At 48.5% G+C, this 22659-nt stretch carries 21 protein-coding genes; all 21 read right to left on the bottom strand.

Annotated features, from left to right (window positions below; translation table 11 throughout):
• The gene (locus tag P22_RS12695) at positions 1 to 966 is read right to left on the bottom strand and encodes a metal ABC transporter substrate-binding protein (protein WP_054260621.1); all 966 of its coding nucleotides are present in this window, start codon (positions 964 to 966) and stop codon (positions 1 to 3) included.
• 174 nt (positions 967 to 1140) lie between these two features.
• A complete protein-coding gene (locus tag P22_RS21390) occupies positions 1141 to 1272 on the bottom strand; it encodes a hypothetical protein (protein WP_255351802.1) in 132 nt (43 codons plus the stop codon).
• A 67-nt stretch (positions 1273 to 1339) separates the two neighbouring features.
• Complete coding sequence (gene phoU / locus P22_RS12700; RefSeq protein WP_054260622.1) at positions 1340 to 1999, bottom strand: phosphate signaling complex protein PhoU; 660 nt, start codon at positions 1997 to 1999, stop codon at positions 1340 to 1342.
• A gap of 186 nt (positions 2000 to 2185) precedes the next feature.
• Entirely contained in the window at positions 2186 to 2941 is a 756-nt protein-coding gene (gene pstB / locus P22_RS12705; protein WP_054260623.1) for a phosphate ABC transporter ATP-binding protein PstB, read from the bottom strand.
• Positions 2942 to 3086: 145 nt separating this feature from the next.
• A complete protein-coding gene (locus tag P22_RS12710) occupies positions 3087 to 3779 on the bottom strand; it encodes a response regulator (protein WP_054260624.1) in 693 nt (230 codons plus the stop codon).
• A gap of 89 nt (positions 3780 to 3868) precedes the next feature.
• The gene (locus P22_RS12715; RefSeq protein WP_054260625.1) at positions 3869 to 4141 is read right to left on the bottom strand and encodes an HU family DNA-binding protein; all 273 of its coding nucleotides are present in this window, start codon (positions 4139 to 4141) and stop codon (positions 3869 to 3871) included.
• Positions 4142 to 4250: 109 nt separating this feature from the next.
• A complete protein-coding gene (gene mazG / locus P22_RS12720) occupies positions 4251 to 5726 on the bottom strand; it encodes a bifunctional methyltransferase/pyrophosphohydrolase YabN (protein ID WP_054260626.1) in 1476 nt (491 codons plus the stop codon).
• A gap of 16 nt (positions 5727 to 5742) precedes the next feature.
• Positions 5743 to 7347, bottom strand: a complete 1605-nt coding sequence (locus tag P22_RS12725; RefSeq protein WP_054260627.1) for a putative polysaccharide biosynthesis protein — start codon at positions 7345 to 7347, stop codon at positions 5743 to 5745.
• Positions 7348 to 7490: 143 nt separating this feature from the next.
• Positions 7491 to 8057 (bottom strand): stage V sporulation protein T, encoded by a 567-nt coding sequence (gene spoVT / locus P22_RS12730; protein ID WP_054260628.1) that lies wholly within the window; start codon positions 8055 to 8057, stop codon positions 7491 to 7493.
• Positions 8058 to 8162: 105 nt separating this feature from the next.
• Positions 8163 to 11456 (bottom strand): transcription-repair coupling factor, encoded by a 3294-nt coding sequence (mfd, locus tag P22_RS12735; protein ID WP_054260629.1) that lies wholly within the window; start codon positions 11454 to 11456, stop codon positions 8163 to 8165.
• A 113-nt stretch (positions 11457 to 11569) separates the two neighbouring features.
• Positions 11570 to 11809 (bottom strand): anti-sigma-F factor Fin, encoded by a 240-nt coding sequence (locus P22_RS12740; RefSeq protein ID WP_054260630.1) that lies wholly within the window; start codon positions 11807 to 11809, stop codon positions 11570 to 11572.
• A 29-nt stretch (positions 11810 to 11838) separates the two neighbouring features.
• Positions 11839 to 12216, bottom strand: coding sequence for a hypothetical protein (locus P22_RS12745; RefSeq protein WP_054260631.1), 378 nt, complete (start codon positions 12214 to 12216; stop codon positions 11839 to 11841).
• 97 nt (positions 12217 to 12313) lie between these two features.
• Positions 12314 to 13225 carry a peptidoglycan DD-metalloendopeptidase family protein gene (locus P22_RS12750; RefSeq protein WP_054260632.1) on the bottom strand — a complete coding sequence of 304 codons (912 nt, stop codon included), beginning with the start codon at positions 13223 to 13225 and terminating at the stop codon, positions 12314 to 12316.
• Between the two features lie 214 nt (positions 13226 to 13439).
• Positions 13440 to 14114, bottom strand: a complete 675-nt coding sequence (locus P22_RS12755) for a hypothetical protein (protein WP_054260633.1) — start codon at positions 14112 to 14114, stop codon at positions 13440 to 13442.
• 126 nt (positions 14115 to 14240) lie between these two features.
• A complete protein-coding gene (locus P22_RS12760; protein WP_054260744.1) occupies positions 14241 to 14648 on the bottom strand; it encodes a response regulator in 408 nt (135 codons plus the stop codon).
• Between the two features lie 161 nt (positions 14649 to 14809).
• Entirely contained in the window at positions 14810 to 17140 is a 2331-nt protein-coding gene (locus P22_RS12765) for a hypothetical protein (protein ID WP_054260634.1), read from the bottom strand.
• 27 nt (positions 17141 to 17167) lie between these two features.
• Positions 17168 to 17752: a Yip1 family protein gene (locus tag P22_RS12770; RefSeq protein ID WP_069972820.1), complete on the bottom strand. Its 585-nt coding sequence runs from the start codon at positions 17750 to 17752 to the stop codon at positions 17168 to 17170.
• Complete coding sequence (gene sppA, locus P22_RS12775) at positions 17752 to 18702, bottom strand: signal peptide peptidase SppA (protein ID WP_054260635.1); 951 nt, start codon at positions 18700 to 18702, stop codon at positions 17752 to 17754. The genes P22_RS12770 and sppA overlap by 1 nt, the downstream gene beginning before the upstream one ends.
• Positions 18703 to 18779: 77 nt before the next feature.
• Positions 18780 to 20405 carry a CTP synthase gene (locus P22_RS12780; protein ID WP_054260636.1) on the bottom strand — a complete coding sequence of 542 codons (1626 nt, stop codon included), beginning with the start codon at positions 20403 to 20405 and terminating at the stop codon, positions 18780 to 18782.
• A 152-nt stretch (positions 20406 to 20557) separates the two neighbouring features.
• Positions 20558 to 20911, bottom strand: coding sequence for a DNA-directed RNA polymerase subunit delta (rpoE, locus tag P22_RS12785; protein ID WP_054260637.1), 354 nt, complete (start codon positions 20909 to 20911; stop codon positions 20558 to 20560).
• Positions 20912 to 20988: 77 nt separating this feature from the next.
• A complete protein-coding gene (argS, locus tag P22_RS12790) occupies positions 20989 to 22659 on the bottom strand; it encodes an arginine--tRNA ligase (RefSeq protein ID WP_054260638.1) in 1671 nt (556 codons plus the stop codon).

The following is a 22659-nucleotide window of genomic DNA, read 5'->3' on the forward strand; positions in this document are numbered from 1 at the left end:
TTAGTGCAGCGCTTTTTCTAAATTAGCCAGATTTTCCCTCATAATCGACAGATAGGTTTTCCCTTCCTGCATTTCCTGTTCACCCAAACTTTCCACCGGATTCAGTACCAAAAGCCCCGCTCCTGTTTCCTTGGCAATGGTTTCCGCTAACTTCGGGCTGACCAGCGTTTCAAAAAAGATGAATTTAACCTGATGTTCCCGGCAGAACTCCACGATCTGCGCCATTTTATCCGGAGTAGGCTCACTGTCGGGGCTCAGTCCCATAATCGGCATTTGCTGTAAATGATAACGTTTGGACAAATAACCGAAAGCCGCATGGCTGGTTATGATATCCCTTCTTGCCGTATTGGCCAAAGCCCTCTGGTACGCCTGGTCAAGCTCCGCCAGCTGTTGTTTATATGTATCGGCCCGTTGGCGGTAATATTCCTTATTTACCGGATCGGCTTCTATTAAAGCCAAGGCGATATTTTCCACCTCTTGCTGGGCATACACCGGGTCCAGCCATACATGACTATCGACATGCCCGTGCTCATGACTTTCCGTCTCTTTTTCGTCTTGATGGCCGTGTTCATGCTCCTCCTCTGAAGCCTGCAACAGCTCTATGCCCCGACTGACCTCTACCGGTTTGGCCTCACCCAGTACCTCTTTAGTCAGTAGTTTCTCGACAGGTTCCATTCCCGCTCCATGGTAAAGAAAAAGCTTAGCGTTTTTTATACGCGCTAAATCTTTCGGGCTGGGTTCCCAGTCATGCGGCTCCGCTCCCGGTGGAACCAGCATCGTTACCTCGGCCTTATCGCCTGCTACCTGCCTGGCAAATTCGTAGACCGGATAAATTGTGGCAATTACCCTTGTCTTTGCATTGCCGGACTGTTCTCCGCCAACCTGCTTACCGCATCCTGCCAGCAATAAAATAAAGCTCGCCGCAACGATGGCGGCAATGCTCATCACCCGCATTACTCTCATCATGATCCTCCTCGTCTTATTTTATCAACAAACCCCGTTAATAGGAATATTCTTATTAGAGTATAAAACAAAAAAATTTTCCAGTCAAGCATAACCTGGAAATTTTAGTAATTTTATGTAAAGGGACACCCTGGCGTAATGCCAGGGTGTCCCGGTGAAGGTGTGTGTTCAGGATCGTCAATCCATCCATTCATCCATCACATACTTAGCCGCCGTATACAATAGAACTCCTGCTGCCGCCATTTTAATGACTGAGGTTATATTGGAATCCCGGCGAGAAAAATATTGACGTTTTCTGCTGGCAAACATGAACATCACCTCCTCATGGTTATTGTGTCCCATAATTCACAATGACAGCCGAGTAAAAAAATGGCGTTTATTTTTTACGCAGGCGTTCGCCTGTCGCCAGGTAAATAACCCATTCCGCAATATTGGTTGCATGATCGGCAATACGTTCCAGATAACGGGCCACAAACAATATCTGCGTTGCCTGGCTGATAGTATTGGGTTTCTCCATCATGTACGTTAACAATTCACGCACTACCTGCTGGTATAAATCATCTACCGCATCATCGGCCTGACATACTTTTTCCGCCATAGCCACATCCAGCGTTAAATACGCCTCCAGTGAATTCTGCAGCATATCTTTACCCATTTGAGCCATCCGGGGGATATCAACCAGCGGCTTAATCAGCGGCTCATGATGAATCTTTAAGGTAATATTTGCAATGTCGTAGGCATGATCGCCCATACGCTCAAGGTCAGTGGTTATTTTAAGGCCTGTCCCGAGAATTCTCAAATCGCGGGCCAGCGGCTGCTGCCGGGCAATCAAGATCATGCATTTATCTTCAATATCCACTTCCATAGCATCAATTTCATCATCACCGGTCATGACTTTGCGGGCCAGTGCACTATCCCCTGTGGACAAAGACAAAACTGCCTCATCAATTGATTTCATAACCATATTACCCATTGCCAGTATCTCCTGGCGCAGCGCTTCCAACTCCAAGTTAAAACCTTGCCTGGTGCTTGGCATTTCTTCCCCCTCCTATTGAGTAAGTGTCAACCCTAAACCTATGTATTCTGGCGGTACATTTTCCGTAAAACTGCATTGTCGTCAATCGGCATACATCCGGTATGCCTCACTCCTCCGCCTTGTTTTACGGAAAATCTCCTCGCCACTATACTTATAGGTTTAAGCTTGACACTGTACTAATTTTTGCTAACCAAATCTGCCGGTGATGTAGTCCTCGGTGCGTTTATCCTGCGGTTTGGTAAAAATGGCATCCGTTTTATCATGTTCGATTAATTCTCCGTTTAGGAAAAAAGCCGTATGATCGGACACACGGGCCGCTTGCTGCATATTATGGGTGACCATCACAATAGTGTAATTGGTCTTTAATTCCATAACCAGTTCTTCAATTTTCATCGTCGATATGGGATCCAACGCCGAACAGGGTTCATCCATCAGTAACACTTCCGGTTCAACTGCCAGTAGGCGGGCAATACACAGGCGCTGCTGCTGACCGCCGGACATTCCCATGGCCGATGTATGCAGCCGGTCCTTGACCTCATCCCACAGCGCCGCCCCCTTGAGGCTTTTTTCCACAATATTGTCCAGAACCGCCCTGCGGTTGATACCATGAATGCGCGGACCATAGGCAACATTATCATAGATCGACATGGGAAAAGGATTCGGGCGCTGAAAAACCATACCCACCCGCTTGCGAAGCATGACCACATCGGTATCGGGATGCAAAATGTTGACACCATCCAGTAAAATCTCGCCTTCTATTTTAACGCTGTCAATTAAATCATTCATGCGGTTAATGGTTTTAATAAAAGTAGATTTACCGCAACCTGATGGACCGATTAGCGCCAGTACACTGTTTTTCACCACACCGATCGAGATTTTTTTTAAAGCCAGCGTATCGCCATAATATAGTTTCAACTTATCGGCCTGAATCTTATAATTCATCGTAAATCACGCCTCCTGCTATTGCGTTTATATCCATACTGCCCGCCTATATGTTGCACTATAACACAGATCAGCACCCTGTATTGTTAATTTTTTATTAAAAAAAGCAAAAAGGCCTTTGCAGACACTGCCGCAAAGGCTATTCTCAAATATCCCGGAAACGATAGCCGACACCCCGTATCGTTTCAATGGCTTCGGCAATCTGCGTATCTTCCGCCAGTTTGGCCCGCAAATGCCGCACATGCACATCCACCGTACGGGTATCGCCAAAGTATTCATATCCCCATACCTTTTCCAGAAGCTGCTCGCGGGTATACACCTTGCCGATATTCGTTACAAATAGTTTCAAAAGTTCATATTCTTTGGGCGTAAGCTCCAGTTTGGTCTTGCCCAGATACACTTCGTAACGGCTAAAATTGAACCGCAGCCGGCTTACTGTCAGTTCACCGGTATGAGCTGATTCTTTATGACTGCGGCGTAACACCGCTTTGACGCGGGCAACCAGTTCTCTCGGACTGAAAGGTTTGGTCAGATAATCATCCGCCCCTAATTCCAGACCGATGATTTTATCAATTTCTTCATTTTTTGCGGTTAGCATAATAATCGGAATCGCGGTTGTATCCTGTTGGCCCTTTAATGTGCGGCATACCTCCAAACCGTCCATCTCCGGCAGCATCAAATCAAGAACAACAAGATCAGGTTTATTGGTTTTTGCAATGCTTACAGCGCTCATTCCGTTATCAGCCTCAATGACGGTGTATCCTTCTTTCTGCAGATTAAAGGTTACCAGTTCTCGTATCGACACTTCATCATCGACCACAAGAATCGTACCGATCATTATATCACTCACCTACTCCCTGCCAGGCTTCCTAATGACTGTCATTTAAATAAAAACCAGGTCATGACCTGGTTTTTATACATCCTATTTTAGTTTACAGCATCCTTTAAGCCTTTGCCAGCTTTAAATACCGGATTTTTTGATGCCGGAATGGTAATTTCAGCACCGGTCTGCGGGTTGCGTCCCTTTCTTTCTTCACGGGTCTTAACCTCAAAGGTACCGAAACCGATAATTTGAACCTTGTCGTTCTTGGCCAAAGCTTCTTCCACAGTGGCAAATAAGGCGTTAATTGCTTTTTCAGCATCCTTCTTGGTTAAATCGGATTTTTCGGCAACACTGGCAACTAATTCAGTTTTATTCACAAATCCATCCTCCTCACGAAAATCGTTACGAATAGCATTATTCGCTATTCATACATTTATTCCTGTCTAGCCGAGAAAAAATTACCATAAATAACTCTTTTTTTTTATATTATTTTGTAAATGCCGCTCCCACCTCGCGTTTCTTAGCATCATTCCAAAAGCTATCCAGTTCTGCCAGCGTGAGCTTGTCCCACTGAAGTTTGTTTGCAGCAACCTGTTCTTCAATATAGGAAAAACGCTTAATAAATTTATTATTAGTGACATTCAGCGCTATTTCAGCATCAATGGCTAAAAAGCGTGCCAAATTAACTGTGGCAAAAAGAATGTCTCCTAGTTCACTTTCCATAGCTTGCTGACTGCCTCGCTTCACAGCTTCCTGTAATTCGGCCAGCTCCTCATATAATTTTTCCCAAACCGGAGCAATATTATCCCAGTCAAAGCCAACTTTACCGGCTTTTGCCTGTAATTTTGCCGCCCGCGCTAACGCTGGAAAATGTATCGGAACTCCATCAAGCACGGATTTTCGTTCATGGCCTTTTTCTTCCTTCTTAATCGCATCCCAGTTTAGAACCACCTCGGCAGCATCCTTTACAGTAATATCGCCAAACACGTGCGGATGGCGCCGGATGAGTTTGGTGGTCACCTGGTCAATGACATCTTGCATGGCGAAATGGCCGCATTCCTCCGCCACCCGGGCATGAAATACGATTTGCAGCAGCAAGTCCCCCAGTTCCTCGCACAACTTACCGCTATCCCTAAGTTCAATGGCCTCCAGTACTTCATATACCTCTTCCAACAGGTAGCGGCGTAAGCTGGCATGATCCTGTTCCCGGTCCCAGACACAGCCTCCCGGCGAGCGCAGGGTAGCCATGACTTTCACCAGCGGATCTATTGAAAACCGCTGTACAGGAGCGGCAGGCGCCGGCACATACACACTGGTCAAATGGTCAATCTGCTGCAGCCTGTCCAGCTCATAAAGGGGAATAACGGCAATTTCTTCATCCGGTAACCCCAGGCTACGTACCACGGTAATTAAGAAATCGTCGTCATAACTCTCCATTAACGACAATTTGGTCTCTGATGCCACTTGCCGGTTGTAAACCTGTGTAATCACCAAGGCAGTCTTACCGTCCGGCGGCAAATTACTTATATCCGCCGCATCCAGGATGGTAACACCGTTAATAGGATCGACCCGCAGGCGGGTATACAGCACCTCCAAAAAACTCATTCCTGGAAGAATGTGCACCGGTATCTTTTCTTTTTTCGCGTTCTCCTGGATTAAGGTTACCGTCTTCTCGGCAACCAGCGGACTTCCGGGCACGGCATATAACACCTGCTCCCCGTTTTCCGCCTTCTTCAGGCAGTCGGCAGCAATCGCTTCATACACTTCCGCAAAACTGCCTTTCTCCTCATACAGATAATCATAGCTGTCAAACCGTATACCGCGCAGCGCCAGTTCGTCCACGGTAGGATGTTTGGCTGTACGCAGCAGGACCCTGGCCGCCCCCTTGAGTTTTTCCAGCGTTTCCACCGTTAAAAGGCCAAAAGGCCCCGGCCCCAGCCCGATGATAGTAATATCCCCCATCAAATGATAATCTCCTTTATTTTTTCTTAAAAATACCCAATCGCCTGAGCAGGACGACTAGTATGCCGCCCCCCCCTGGTATTCTTTCCACATCCCCCTCCTGCACTCCACCCAGCAGCAGCAGGGAAAACGCATATACGATACAGCCTGACACAATGGCAGCCAGGGTGGCTATCGTGTTATACATAGTTGCCAGCATGACCGTATCATATACATATAATACCACAGCACTCATCATGAAAGTAGCCAGAACTGCTTTTAACGTATCCGTTATCCGCCAGCAGAATCCGGTATAACGATAGATAAACAACATATTTAAGAGCGCTCCTACAGCAAAATCTGCATTGGTTGCCCAGGCGGCCCCCTTAACCCCCCAGGCAGGCATAGCGGTCAAATACCAGTTGAGGATAATTTTTACAGCAGCGGCAACCAGCATATTGATAAAAGGAATGGCCGTACGTCCTAAACCTTGCAAAATGCCGGTGCTTACCTGATGAATTCCTAAAAAAATTACTCCCAGTGCCAAGATGGAAACAGCTGTTCCTGCTTCCGGAGCGTCATACAGCATTTGGCAAATCGGTTCGGCTAGTAGATACATGCCGGCAAAGCTGGGAATGGTAATGGTGTTGGAAATCCGTATAGCGGTAGCCGACCGGCGGCAAATCAGGGCATGATTTTTACGTGTAAACGCTTCGGCAATAGAAGGTACCAGGCTGGTGGCCAAAGAACCGGTCAAAATCGTAGGCAAATTAATTAGTGCCGTTGCCATACCGGTAAGATAACCAAACAATTCCGTCGCCTGCTGAACGGTGTAGCCGGCGGCTTCCAGCCGGGCCGGTACGATAATCAAATCAATGCTGGATACCACCGGCAGCATAATATAAGCCAGCGATACCGGCAGCGCCAATTTGATCATCCGCTTCATAATGGCCCAGCTGGACTGCTGAGGTACTGCCGGACCGGGCAGCATCCGTCTTTGTATATAACACCGTCTTCGCCAATAGTACGCCATCAATACGGCCAAAGCAGCGGCCGCTCCGGGAGCAGCGCCAAAGCTGGCTCCGGCGGCGGCATATTCCAGTCCCATAGGCAAAAATATATAGGCTAAAGCCACCATGACCACTACCCGCACCAGTTGTTCCACAATCTGCGAAACGGCTGTCGGCGTCATCATTTGCAACCCTTGGAAAAACCCGCGGTAACTGGAAAGAACGGTAACAAAAAAAATAGCCGGAGCCAGTGCCGCTATCGCATAATACGCCCGCTCATCACGAACCCAATTGTGTTCTGTCAGCCAGCCGGCACTCCAATATAATAAACTGCTGCACAAAAGACCGGTAATTGCCAAAATGGACCAGGAAATCCGAAAAATCCGGCTGGCGCCGCGATAATCACCCACTGCCGCTTTTTCCGCCACCATGATGGAAATCGCTATCGGTATACCGGCAGAGGAAATGCTTAAGGCCAGCAAATAAATCGGGTAGGCCATCTGATACAGGCCGATCCCCTCGCCACCCAAGAGCCGCGATAAAAAGATACGGTTTACCGAACCGATCAGTTTCACCACGACGCCGGCGGCAGTTAGGATTAGCGCTCCGCGTAAAAAGCTGTCTCTACTCACATGATTCTCCCTTTCTCTTTCCACCTCCTTATAATATATTTATATTCTATGACAAAAATATCCCGCAGGACAAAAATTCCGGTACGGTTACTGCTTTAACAAAAAAGTAGCGAACCAAAGTTCGCTACTCGCTCAGACTTATCTCATTGTGACATTTGCTTGGCAAGGAATCCTGCCGCCGTTTCTGCCAGTTTGGTTTCCATATCCCCCATCTGCGCCCCCGGCTGTTTCGAACAGATAACCACCGCGCCAATAGCGTCGCCTTCCACGATGATCGGCGCAATCACTTCTGCCGTAAATTTACAGGTTTCCCCCTCTTCGCAGACCGTGACACAGTCCTGGCAGTTTTTATGTTCGCCGGGATTGTTAATCACTACAACCTTACGGTCTTCCATTACTTTTTCCACTGCAGTTCCCAGCGGCTTATTAAGAAACTCCTTTTTTGAAGCACCGGCAACGGCAACTATGTTATCCCGGTCGGCAATCAGAATAATCTGACCAATAGCTTCATACAAAGAATCGGCATATTCTTTTGCAAAATCGCCTAATTCTCCTACTGGCGAGTACTTCTTTAATATGACTTCACCCTCGCGGTCAACATATATTTCTAACGGATCACCCTCACGAATCCTTAATGTACGTCTAATTTCCTTGGGAATTACAACCCTGCCCAGATCATCAATCCTTCTCACTATACCAGTCGCTTTCACCAGTATCCCCCCTTTTCTACAGTTTTTTACATCATTTCAGTGATAGTATATATCCGGTATAACTTTTTTATTCACTTGGATACTACCATCGAAAATTTTGCCTGTTTAAGCGGAGCCGTCTGCCGCCGCCAGCGTTTCCAGCTGTTTTAACAGCCACTTGCAGACATTCTTATCGGCTATTTTAAAGGTTTTGATCTGCATGCTTTCCGGAGGCCCGGGGAATATCAGCAGCCTTCCCGGTAGATTTTCCTGCAGTGCCAACACTTTATCAATCTCCACGTTGGGTTTATCCTGAAAAGTAATATCAAAATAATTCGGTTTTTGGATAATGGCCCGGATGCCAATCCGGCGGCAGATATTCTTAATCCGGGCAACAGTCAGTAAATTCATGACGCACTGCGGCGGTTCACCAAACCGGTCAATCAGTTCGTCCAGCAGTTCTTGTAAATGCTGTTCGTTGCGACTGGCGGCAATTCGCTGATATATTTCTATTTTATGCATGGCATCATTAATATAATCGCCGCTGATATAGGCTTCCATATTAAATTCCAGTACCGGTTCCGGCACCCATTCCACAGTCCGTCCGGTTTTCAGTTCATGAATGGCTTCATTAAGCATATGACAATACATTTCGAAACCAACGCTCACAATATGGCCGTGCTGCTGTGCTCCCAGAAGATTTCCGGCACCGCGGATTTCCAAATCCCGCATGGCAATTTTAAATCCGGCCCCCAGTTCGGTAAACTCTTTAATGGCCTGCAGCCGTTTTTCAGCAACTTCAGTCAGCACCTTGTCCCGGCGGTACGTAAAGTAGGCAAACGCCATACGATGGGACCGGCCTACCCGGCCACGCATCTGATAAAGCTGCGACAATCCGAAGTAATCGGCATCATAGACAATGATGGTATTCGCATTGGGTACATCCAGTCCATTTTCAATGATACTGGTACAAACCAGGATGTCATCCTCACCTTCATAAAAATCCAGCATGATCTGTTCCAATAATTCCTCCGGCATTTGTCCGTGTGCACTTTTAATCTTGGCATCCGGCAGCATATCGCTTAAGTGGCGGGCCATTTTATCAATGGTTTGCACCCGGTTATATACGAAGTATACCTGCCCGCTACGTTTTAGCTCTCTTTTGATGGCCTCCCGCAAGATATCATCATTGTATTCTACAACATAAGTCTGCACCGGAAAACGATTTTCCGGCGGCGTTTCAATAATACTCATGTCGCGGGCCCCGACCAGCGACATATGGAGCGTGCGGGGGATAGGAGTGGCGCTCAGGGTAAGTACGTCGATTCCGGCACTCCATTTTTTTAGTTTTTCTTTCTGTGTTACTCCAAAACGCTGTTCTTCATCAACAATTAATAAACCGATATCTTTAAAAACAACATCCGAATTTAGCAGGCGGTGAGTACCAATCAAAATATCCACCTGACCCTCCACCAGTTTGCTAAGTGTTTCCCGTTGTTCGCGGGGGCTGCGGAAACGGCTGATCACATCCACGGTTGGACCAAATCCGGCCATACGCGAACTAAAGGTTTGATAGTGCTGCTGGGCCAGAACGGTAGTTGGCACCAGTACGGCCACCTGTTTACCGCTCATAACGGCCTTAAAGGCCGCCCGGATAGCCACTTCCGTCTTGCCGAACCCTACATCACCGCACAGCAGGCGGTCCATTGGACGAGGCCTTTCCATATCAGCCTTTATCTCCCGAACCGCTTCCAGTTGGTCCGGCGTTTCCTCAAAAAGAAAAGCGTCTTCAAACTCCTTCTGCCATGGTGTATCGGCCTCAAAAGCAAACCCCGGCATAACCTGCCGCTGTGCATACAGTGCCACCAGTTCCTTCGCGATGTCCGCCACAGCCGCTCTGGCTTTGGTTTTGGTCTTTAGCCAGTCGCTGCCGCCCATCTTATGCAGCCGTGGTATTTCTCCCTCCGCTCCGATATATTTTTGCAGTAAATGCACCTGATCCGTAGGGACATACAGTTTATCCTCACCGGCATAACGGATATGCAAATAATCCTTATGGATGCCCCCGACATCCAGGGTTTCCACACCGACATATTTGCCAATGCCATGATTGACATGCACGACATAATCGCCGATATTAATATCACGGAAATAAGTAATCTTGCGCTCCTTAGACACACGAAGGCGCGGTTTTTTCTTTTGCCGTCCGAAAATGTCAAGCTCGGTAATCACTGCCAGACGGGCCTGGGGCAATTCGAAGCCGGCTGTTAAAAAACCGGTTGTGATTACCACCGTTTCCGGCATAAAGGAATCCAAATTTTCAACGTAATCGGCCTTGATGTTCTCCCTGGCTAAATTTTGCTGCAAAGCCAACGCTTTATCACGTGAAGACAATAGCAAAACAAGGGAATATCTGCGCTCCAGCCAGGTCCTCAGTTCACTCACAAACATTTCCATCTGTTTTTGAAAGGGAGCGACGGCTTTGGCAGTAATACCGACGATTTTTCCAGGTTCCGTCCCCGGCGTTTTCTGCAGCATTAAGGAAATATAGGCAACGGGATAAACTTTAGCGGCACCGGCAAGCTCGGCCCAGCTAAACAAAATTCGCTTCAATTCAGGATTTTCTTTTACGACCTGACTGATATGCTCACGAATTCTTGCCGGTTCATCAAAAACAACAACGGAATTAGCCGGCAGATAGGATACAAAAGCAGCCGGTTTTCCCTGATAGACCGGTTCAACCAGCGGTAAAATATCCAGTTGCTGCAAATTGTTGACCGAGCGTTGCGTAGCAGGCTCAAATTCCCGCAGCGAATCAATTTCATCGCCAAACAGTTCCAACCGCAGAGGCAGGTCATGGTTCACGGCAAATACATCCACAATACCGCCGCGGGCGCAAAACTGACCTAATCCTTCTACCTGATCAACCCGTTCATAACCTAAGGCAACCAGTCCGGCCAATAGCTGTTCACGGTTAACTTCTTCACCGACACCCAACGTCAGCCTGCTGTTTAAAAACTCCCGGCGGGGGGGAACTTTTTGTATGGCCGCCTGCGCTGTTACCAAAACGATAATGTTTTCGCCCCGGGCAATTCTCCCCAGAACATTCATTTTACGGGCGAACAGTTCGGTACTCTTGGCAGTCACCGTAAAATTGACAACATCAACCACCGGCATCTCAACGACTTCCACATCCGGCAGCAGGGTGCTCAAATCCCGTTCCAACTGGTCTATTGTTTCATGCGTTCCGGCAACCACAACCATAGTCCGGGGCATGGCTTTAAACGCAGCGGATAGCATCAGGCTCTTCTGGCTTGCCGTAACCCCGTAAATAAGGCTTTGCCCTTCCGCAGCAGTAAGTCCGGTTATGGCCTGAACTATGGACGTATCTGTTTTTATCATATCGAATAATTTTTTCATAAGCACCTCGTCCCACAGCAAAAAGAGGCTTTAGCCAATGCTAAAGCCCTAAATAGTATATGCATCTTTTTTTCATCAGATGCAGGCTATTAACAGCTTGGATGTATCATTTTCTAATGCAACAATCTGACCGTCTTAGCGATTGGCTGCTCATCATTTAAACCCAGCATTTCAATACAGCTATCGCACAGGGACTGCACATACATGATGTTGGCATCCGTATCGACTTTAATTATATCTTGGCGTTCCTGCCCAGTCAAGCAATCAAAACCGAACTTTGCATCATCCACCTTATCTACTTCTATCTCCGCAATCGCTTCACCACAGCATTCACAGCTATAGTAGATTTTCACTCAACCGTCCTCCAATATATACCGGGCAGCTACACCCTTCTTACCATTTGTGCATTCCATATTAAATGTGCTGCTATTCCTCCCAGCAGCGCCAGCCACACATTCCCGCTCAGAAACAGCAGCATAGCCGTCAACAGACCAAACAAAGCATGTCCGGCAATACTGCAGCCTGCCGCACGGTAGCGGTTTGTTCCGCCCGCCATCAGGTCGTAAACGGCTTCAATGAGACCAAACAGAACATGTGTGGCCAATACGTCGGCCCCCAGATAAAATGCCGGCAAGGTTTTGGCACTTTCTTCAATCGCGGGACTATAGGTAATCACCGTTTTAATCCCAACCAGCTTCAGCAACGCTTTATTAAGAAGAAAACTTAAGCCTGCCATTAAACCGGCAATCACATAGGCCATCGTTACCTCTCCTTAAAAATGACATTATCATTATGTCCGGCCTGACCAGACTTTATACTTGCCTCAATGGCCCTAAATTGCTTGTCGATTGAGCCTATTAGGGCAATGCCTGTATCGGATTAATTGGTACATCATTGATTCGCACCTCAAAATGCAGATGAGGTCCTGTCGAACGCCCCGTACTGCCCATATAGCCGACCAGTTCCCCTGTCTCTATATAACGTTTTTGATCAACTGCCGTTTGGGAAAGATGTCCGTACAGCGTAGTATAGCCCTGTCCATGTTCCAATATCACGGTCTTCCCGTAACCGCCATACCAGCCGCTGTAAATCACCCTTCCTGCCAGCGCCGCCCGTACCGGAGTCCCCGCATCATTGGCAATATCAATTCCGGCATGCAATTGTCCCCAGCGGTAACCAAACGGTGAAGAAATTTCTCCCTGCACAGGCCAGGCAAAGCGGATACCCTGACTTCTGGAGGCCGGCTGCAACTGCCGCAAAGGGCGCCTGCCGCCCGGTATAAAAAGCTGTTCCCCTTCCGTGATGGTATCGTCCTGATTGATCTTGCCATTAGCCAGGCAAATAGCCGTAAGATCGGCTTCATACCTATGCGCTATATCCCACAGGGTATCACCGGAACGGACAGTGTGGATAACCCCTTTATCCGGTAAAATGAGCAATTCCTGGCCTACCTGCAAGATTTCACCGGCATTTTCATTTGCCCCCATGATCGTAGCAACATCAATATGATACTGCTCGGCTATACCGCTTAGGGTTTCCCCCTGGACAACAATATGCCGGCGGATAGGTGCTATGCCGGAGACTGCTGTTTGTACAGGCGCCGCCGACGCCGTGACTTCGCCTTTTAATGGCTGCTTTGCCGGCACCGGAGTCATAGGAGTCATAAATTCCCTATGGAGTATAAGCAAGCCCGTTCCCATACATAAAGCCGCCAGCAGCATAGCGGCAATCGCCTGCTTTTTTATCCTGCGTAAAGATTGGTAACGCATTATCACGATCATCCCCGAACTTAGATAAGTTTACTCCTTCGTATATGATGAACGACACGTTGGTTAATTATGCATAAAATTGGTTCCATTTTCCCAATTATCCAGATAGCGGAAAATACGAAAAGGCGGTTCACCACTTCTGCAACCTGCACAGAAGAAGTAAACCGCCTGTATTCTCTCACAAAGACCCGAACTCACACTTTTTGCGTTTTTGCTATTGATTATGTCGCGAGCATTTGGAAGGAATGAGTTCAATCACTTCCAATTCTTTCGCCTGCAGCAAATCCTTTTCCGAAGCCGCAGGTACTGTCTGATGGCCACTGCAATGCCGGCATTGCAGTTCTATGCAATCCGGCAGAACGATAGCCTCAATTTCGGTAGAACCGCAGAGACAATAAATATGGCCTTTTTCCGCAATATCATGTATTTTATTGAGAATTTCAAATAAGATTTGAGGATTTTCGATATTTTCATCATAACCGTCCATACTGTCCAGCCCATTACAGCTGTTTTCGCGAATCATTCGCTCAAACTCCTGTTTATGGTCGGCAATAATGGCCTCCAGCACTTCACGCTCTCCCATAAATCCCAGTTCTATATTTTCATTGGGGCAATATATTTTATGAACGCTGTCCCTGTCGGTATATTTTCGCCCGATGGCTTTGCTGTCAAGGCAAATAATATGACTGACTTCACAAACCACACAAGGAATTTTCAATAAATACTGGCTATGACAAACACCGGTAATGGTTGCCTGTATCTGGCCACAACTGCAGAGCAAATCCCGTGACTGTGCTTTTTTTACCGCAAACGCCGAAATATCGTGCGTATGAATCTTGCCACAGCGTGAACAATACAACGCCAGTGAGAACACTGTACGGATAACCACACCATATCCCCTCCTCTGCCTTACATCTTCGCCAAGAATGCTAAAATTCCTGCCTGAATATATAAACAGGACCGGATAAAGGCCAAACGCCATATCCGGTCACAAGGCTTGTTAACGATAGCACACTTATCCAATCATAAGTTCACTTGCTGCACTGCCGGTTATATTATCCGCAATCATCCGGCACACCGTCACAATATCAAACGGTTTAGTGATATAAGCATAAGCTCCCATCTCCCGGGCCTGATTAACCAATTCCAGTTCACCATAAGCCGTCATCATGATGACTTTTTCTTCCTGATGCATGGATTGCAACTCCTTAAGAGTTTCAATTCCATCCATGCCGGGCATTTTCATGTCCATCAAAATAACTGCCGGATTGGTTTCTTTCGCCCGTTGCACGCCCTCATAGCCATTGCCTGCAGTAATAACTTCATATCCCTCATCCGTTAATACTTCAGTTAACAGTCGCCTGATTCCCGGTTGGTCGTCAATAACCAGTACTTTGGACTTAGCCGCAGTCTTTGCTGACATTTTTTTCACCCTGCCTCTATTTTCATATTTTACTAAAATATTCATTATTTATAGTTATTCGCACTCAATGACAAATATCCTTCCGCCATTTGGAAATAATTGTATTTTTTAAAAAGTTTCTGTATCTTCAGTCAGCGAACCGGCAGGAGGACATGATGTTGTTAGCGGCCCTGCAGCCAGGACAGCAATTGATAGACAGCCCCACTGTGATATACCTTCATGGTATATACGGCATCTTTGTCCACTGTAAACTCTATATCATTGAAAGGAGTCGGCAGCCCCCAGGTACTGTAAACCGAGCGGCCGTTTTTCAAAATACTGATACGATAGGCACTGTCCCGCAGATAGAGGGGGTATTTCATGCGGACGGTATGTATGTGACCGGCATCCCGGGGGATTCCCTTTCCCAATAGCCGGACAGCATACTCGGCTACCCCAAAAGAATCAGACAACCGCTCGCCATATACGGCCTCAAGGTCCGGGGTGTAATAATCAATATACGCCCGTACCAATTCACTGGCTGTAGCAAACGTTATGATCCCCCGGTCGGCATACTGCCGGCGCAAATAGGCCAGATGGTCTTCCAATGCTTTAAATTGGCCTCCTTCGAGACTTTTCCAGCCACTCTGCCCCATGATGAACATAGCGTGCGTAAAACCGGTTATGGCATGCACTCCCGGTTTTACGCTGCCACCGTCCATAAAATACCGTACTCCCTGATCGGCTTTTTCATTCATGGCAGCCGCCGGGTCCCTGTCATAGGCGATCCACTGCCGGGGAGTAGGTTTAAATTCCACCATCCCGATCTGCGAAAACTCTTCCGCCGGCGTGTTGATATCATCCGTTTTAGTAAAATAGATCTCTTTACCATAATCTCCGGCAATAGGACCGCCCATATTGCCGTCAGCATCGCCGGACCCCCACAGCCCCACCTTCCGGCAAGCCCGGATGCTCATCTGTTCATCCTGACTGCCGTTACCAAAATCAAAAGACCCGGCACGCTCCGACAGTAACTGCCCCTGCCCCGATCCGGCAGAAAGTTCGTCCATAATCCGCTGGTACGCATACAGTGTCCCGGTACGGCTGGCATAATCGGAAAAATCACCTTCAGTTGATTCCGAATGAGCCCAGCCGTGGTGCAGATGATTGCCCCAGAACCCGTTTACAGCCGGCTCATAGGATAAATGATTGCCCGGCAGGGCAGGGTCATAATCAAGATGCAGATGGACGGCATATTCATGGCCGTGTTTGCTTTGTTCCTGAACCGAACGGCGTATCCGGTCAATGACTCGCGGCCATTCTCCGCTAACAGACCGGGTTGCCGCCCACTCGGCTCCTTTCATTGCCGGCCAGGCAGTATAATGGGTCCATTTTGCACCATATGTTTCGGCTATTGCATTTAATCTTTCCGATTTTTGCAGCAGTTGCACGCTGAACTCCTCCGGGTCCAGCCAGCCGTTGGCATTGCCCCAGGCTACCGGGTAGCCCGCCGAATCAATGGGTTCCAGATCTTCCGTCATGACATAATAGATTTTCCCCGGTTCTTTATCCGTAACCGCAATAGAAGAGACCTGATAGGCAACGTCATTGACGGTCAGCACCACCGGCCAGGGTCGGTTAAAATTCACGGCATCCGGACGCTGCGCCTTAATCCGCCAGATCAGCTTTTGGGTCTTTCCCGGAGCAAGCTGCCGTATGGTTTGACTGTTCTCACCCTCCGCCAGCAGCCCATACCCTTCAGGTTCCTTAAAGGCCGCTTCTATGTTTTCCTGCGGCTTCCGGCTGATATTCGTCAAATCGGCTTCCAGTACTACCGTGTCTCCAAGACTGACGTCATAGCGCTGCTGCGGCCCGGACAAACGGAAAGCTTTGGTTTTGTCCTCATAGCCCGACATGTCCCGCACATAGGTATGCTGCCCCTGCCCGACGATAACCCGCAGGCGGTAGATGGCAGCAACAGCCGGATTATATCCCGGAATATGGGTTTTCAACAGCAGTTCCGGCTCAACCGTCATCACTTCCGGACGCCCCTCGTAATTGTCGCACCTCCGGTAGTCCAGCCATTTTTCCTGCGAACTTCCGGCAGCCAATGTGCCGGTATAGACATAACCGACGCTGCCTATTTCCCGGCCGGCCTGATCCAAAGCCGTCACCACAAGCTGTCCGGTTCCCTGAGTGGACAAAAACTCGATACTGATGTGAAAAGCAGCCGTTACATCCGCCTTAAGCTCCAGAGCATATTCAATCTTTCCCTCCCTGCCGGCAGCCAGTTCCACGATCGGCGTATCCGGTTTGTCCGCTTCCCGCAGTTCCCGGACTACATTACCGCTCCCTTCCTCTTTAATCCGGTCCATAATGCCCAGTTGCGTCACCTCCGACTGATCTACCGGGGTCAGTCCGGCCATCGCCGGCCGGCCGGAATTTACCCTGTCGCAGCCGGCAAAAAGCAGCGCCGTTAACAGCGCTGCCACCATCACATGTGATCTCATCATCTATCCGACCTTGCTTTCTATCGAAATCTATATTACAGTCGACGGCCAGGGAATCACCAGGGCGGAAACAAGAACCACCAGCACGGCTGCAATCACCATACCGGCCAGCATGGGCGTAAGCAGTATCAAGGTTGCCTTGGCTGTCGAAATACGGTAGGTCCCCTTAAAGGCATACACATTCAGCAGCAGGTTCCAGAATATGATAACCAGAAAGGAAACGGCCAGTAAAACAGGCCGGATGACTTCCGGCATTAACGACGAAAATACCCACAGCGGAACGAACAGCACCCGGGGAAAGTGGGCAAACCCTAAAGCAGCCAACAGTCCCAATACGCTACCCCGTCCGCCGAAAAACTCCGCAACCAGGTGCCAGACGGCGGCTCCTAAAATCCAGACCAGCAAGCTGCCCAGCAGTTCGAAGGTCAGCACAACCCCTGCCGCCTGCTGAAAGCCGCCGGTTTTCAGGCTGAAATAAAGTGCCCACATCGGAATCAGCACACTAACGAAGACCACTAATACCGACTGCAGGATATTTTGATTGTCCGCAATTTTGCGCATGGCCTCCTGCGGCCGGAACAACACATCATACACATTCTCAAACAGCGTATCCATTATTCCACCTGCCATTTTTCCGGCATGGCCAGCGGTGCAACAACCGGCAGTTCATTTTGCAGTCCGTTCTGCAGTCGATCCAACAGCAGTTGCTTTATATCCATGCTGCCCGTGGCACCAAGCAGCATGGACCAGGGGGACAGCTTGCCATACTCTTTGATTTGTGGTTTTCCCGGTATGCCGGCCAGTTTCGCCGCACCTTCAATCGCGTCGTACATATTGCCCAGTTCATCCACTAGGCCGGCGGCCTTAGCCTGATTGCCGGTATAAATACGTCCGTCGGCCAGTTGACGTACCTTATCCGGTTCCATACTCCTTCCTGTGGCAACCACCTCGACAAACTGATTATACATATCATCCACCATAGCCTGAATGATGGCCCGCTCCTCATCCGTCATCGGACGGTCCGGCGACATGATATCTTTATGCGGTCCACTCTTAATCTTCCCCTGCCGAATACCAATTTTCTTATACAGTTCCTCCCAGTTGGCATACGGCATATACACGCCGATACTGCCCGTCAGGGTGGCGGGATTGGCATAGATTTTATCCGTACAGGCTGCCAGCCAGTACCCGCCGGAAGCCGCCATGTCGCCCATCGAAGTAACAATAACCTTGCCGCTCTGCCTGATCTTCTGCAGTTCCTCGCCCACCTCCTGGGAAGCCGGCGCACTGCCGCCCGGGCTGTTAATCCGGAGCACAATGGCCCGCACGGCCTTATCATCCCTGGCTTCATGCAGTTGTTTGATCAGATTGTCGGTACTGCCGTACTCGGACAACAAGGAAGTTTGCCCGCGCCCGCCCATGATAACACCGTCCACATAAATAACGGCAATGGTCGGCTTTTCTGTCAGTTCTTTCTGGTGAAACCGTGGAAAAATAAAGGCTGCAGCAAGTAACGATACCGCGATGATGCCGACAATAACCAATACTACCGTCTTCTTATACATGGCTTTCCTCCAATTATGGTTTATCTAGACCGCCTGAAAATATAACCTGCCGGTAAGGATACAAAGAAACTGCCGGGTTAGTCCGACAGTTTTCTGAATGATCGCTCGTTTAGCGCCGCTTTGACAAAATCTCTAAACAGCGGGTGCGGATTGGTCGGACGGGATTTGAATTCCGGATGAAATTGTGTTCCGACAAACCAGGGATGATCCTTAAGTTCAACTATTTCAACCAAACGCCCGTTAGGCAACGTTCCGCCAATGACCAACCCCGCCTGTGTTAGCTGATCTCGGTACGCATTATTAAATTCCAGCCGGTGGCGATGGCGTTCATACACAATCTCATCCTGGTATGCCTGATAAGTCAGCGTGCCTTCCATCACTTTGCAGGGATACACTCCCAAACGCATGGTACCGCCTTTATCCTGTACATCGACCTGTTCAGGCATTAAATCAATCACCGGATGCGGCGTATCCGGATCCATTTCCTTGCTGTGCGCCTTAACCAAACCACAGACATGGCGGGCAAATTCAATCACCGCACATTGCATGCCCAGACACAGACCAAAATATGGCACCTTATGCTCACGGGCATAACGGATGGCCCGGATCTTTCCTTCCACACCACGGTCCCCAAAACCACCCGGTACTAGTATACCCTGCACATCTTCAAAAATATCGCCAAGATCCACAGTCTCTTTTTCAATCTCTTCGGCATTAACCCATTTGATATTAATTGCCGCATCGTTCGCAATCCCGGCATGCCTGAGCGACTCGGCCACACTCATATAGGCATCCTGCAAGGCTACATATTTACCGACAATGGCAATGGTAACCGCCCGGGAAGGATGCAAAATTTTATCTACCATGGCCGACCAGTCGGCCATATCAGCCTCGGCAACTTTTAAATTCAGCTTTTCCAGGGCGATATAATCCAGCCCTTCTTCCTGCATCATCAGTGGAACCTGATAAATAGTCGCCACATTTTTATTTTGAATGACGGCATCTACGTCTATATCACAGAAAAGTGCCAGCTTCTCCCTCATTTCCGGTGAAATATCATGATCGCTGCGACAGACAATGATATCCGGATGAATGCCGATACTTCTCAGTTCTTTGACACTGTGCTGGGTAGGTTTGGTTTTTAGTTCCCCGGCAGCAGTAATATAAGGCACCAGCGTTACATGAATATAGAGCACACCGTCGCGCCCGACTTCCTTTTTGACCTGCCGGATGGCTTCCAGAAAAGGAAGGCTTTCAATATCGCCTACCGTACCGCCGATTTCGGTTATGACAACATCCGCATTATCTTCCCTGCCGACCCGGTAGATGCGGTCTTTAATTTCATTGGTAATATGTGGTATAACCTGCACGGTACTGCCTAAGTAATCGCCTTTTCTTTCTTTATTGATGACCGACCAGTAGATTTTCCCGGCTGTAACATTGGAACTCTTACCTAAATTGATATCAATAAAACGTTCATAATGGCCCAGATCCAGGTCGGTTTCCGCGCCGTCCTCGGTAACAAACACTTCTCCATGCTGATAGGGACTCATGGTTCCCGGGTCAATATTTATGTACGGATCAAATTTTTGAATGGTGACTTTCAATCCACGGCTTTTCAGAAGCCGGCCCAATGATGCCGCGGTAATCCCTTTACCAAGTGAAGAAACAACCCCCCCGGTAACAAAAATGTATTTCGTCATTCTAAATCCTCCTAGCAATACCTCTTGCAATATTATATCCCGCTGCCATAGTTTTAACATGACTAAGAGCGTGTCATAAACACGCAGCTTATGTCCCGGACTTCAATTTATCACGCTGATAATTTTATACTTGCCACATAACCGGTGTCAAGTCATTCCGTGTCGATTTCCTCGGTTTGTTCCAAGGAGTCCTGTTGAAATTCTTCCAGCAACCGGTTACGACGGCGCTGGGAAGCCGACGGTACCGCAGCCTCTTCCCCGGCCGTGGCTTTTCCGGCAGCCCGGGGCGTCCATTCCGCCAGTCCCCACATGCCCTTGCCCATATGTACAAACCGGCTGTCCATATTGATTTGCGTATGGACGCCGGCAATCGCATAAGCCGATGCCCTGGTGCTGCCTGTTTTTGATTCCAGCGCTTTCACTATCAGTTCTTTAAAATACATAGGCTGTTTATGTTGCTGTAAAATCGCATGCACCATTTCAATTTCACTATTTTGATTTGTCATTCGTCATCTCCCCCGGCCATCATCAACTGTTCTGAATGTGCTATAATTCACCAGAATATCAGTGAATTCCTCTTTTTTTACATTTTTTCCGGTGCATCTATTCCTAAGATTCCCAGCGAATGTCGAATGGTGTTCTGCACAGCGGTAACCAGCGCCAGACGGGCTTTTTGCAGATCGCTATCCACCCCGATGATACGGCATTGATTATAAAAAGCATGAAACAATCCGGCCAGTTCATGGGCATACCGTGCTATGCGGTGTACCGCCCGTTCTTGGGCTGCATTGGCCACTTCTTCCGGATAGTCTCCCAGTTTTTTTATGAGATCAATTTCCACAGTTTCCTGCAGACAGTCCAGCTTCCCTTCCGCCAAACCGTCGACAGCAATCCCGGCTTCTTTAACCTGCCGGAAAATGCTGCAAATCCGTGCATGCGCATATTGGATATAATAAACCGGATTCTCGTTGGAACGTGATTTGGCCAGATCAAGATCAAAATCCAGTTGGCTGTCAATAGACCGCATAACAAAGAAAAACCGTGCCGCATCCCGGCCCACTTCTTCAATCAGTTCCAGCAGGGTTACCCCCTGCCCTGTCCGTTTGGACATTTTTACCAATTCCCCGTTTTGATACAAGCTGACCATTTGCAAAATCAGAACTTCCAGACAGTCCGGATCATAGCCCAAAGCAGCGATCGCCGCCCGTACCCGGGGGATATAACCGTGATGATCGGCCCCCCAAATATTAATCAGCGTTTCAAAACCACGCGACAGCTTATCGCGGTGATAGGCTATGTCGGCGGCCAAATAAGTGGGTACGCTGTTATCGCGGATAACCACACGGTCTTTATCGTCACCGTAAGCGGTCGACCGCAGCCAAAGGGCTCCATCCTGTTCATACATATACCCTTTTTCCTTAAAAATGCGGCATACCTCTTCAATAGCATGGCTGTTATGGAGCGTCCGTTCGCTAAACCATACATCAAACGTTACATTAAAGGAAGCCAAATCCGCTTTCAGGCCGGCCAGTTTCTCCGTTAAAGCCAATTCCTTAAACACTGCCAGGCGTTTGTCCGGTTCCATGTTCAGATAGCGGTCGCCCTCGCGGTTAATAATCCGTTGTGCAGTATCAATAATATCCTGTCCGTGATAACCGTCTTCAGGAAATTCCACCGGCCGCCCCAACAATTCCAGATAACGGGCATTAACCGATGCTGCCAAATTGTCAATTTGATTGCCGGCATCGTTGATATAAAATTCTTTGCTGACATCATATCCCGCCGCCTGCAGCAGATTGGCAAGAGCACTGCCGACGACTGCCCCGCGCCCGTGTCCAACATGCAGCGGACCGGTGGGATTGGCGCTGACAAATTCAACCTGAACCTTTTTTCCCTTGCCGGTATGGGTATTTCCATAACGGTTCCCCTGTTGCAGTATGTCTTTCAGCATAGCGTACAGCCAATCCGGCCGCAAATAAAAATTAATAAAGCCCGGACCGGCAATCACGGCCTTGTCCAGCCATTCACCCTTTACTTTACTTGCAATGGCTTCCGCAATAATCCGTGGATTGGTTTTGACCAGCCGGGCCGTTTGCATAGCAAAATTAGTCGCATAATCACCGAATTCTTTCTGCGGCGGCACATCCAGCACAATAGCCGGCAGCCGGTCCATATCAGCAGTAAACAGCCCCTCCTCGACAGCCTCCTGAACAGCATTTTGAATTGCCTGCTGCAGAACTTTCTTTATATCCAT

Origin of the sequence: Propionispora sp. 2/2-37 (genome assembly GCF_001298735.1) — a bacterium.
Taxonomy (GTDB): domain Bacteria; phylum Bacillota; class Negativicutes; order Propionisporales; family Propionisporaceae; genus Propionispora.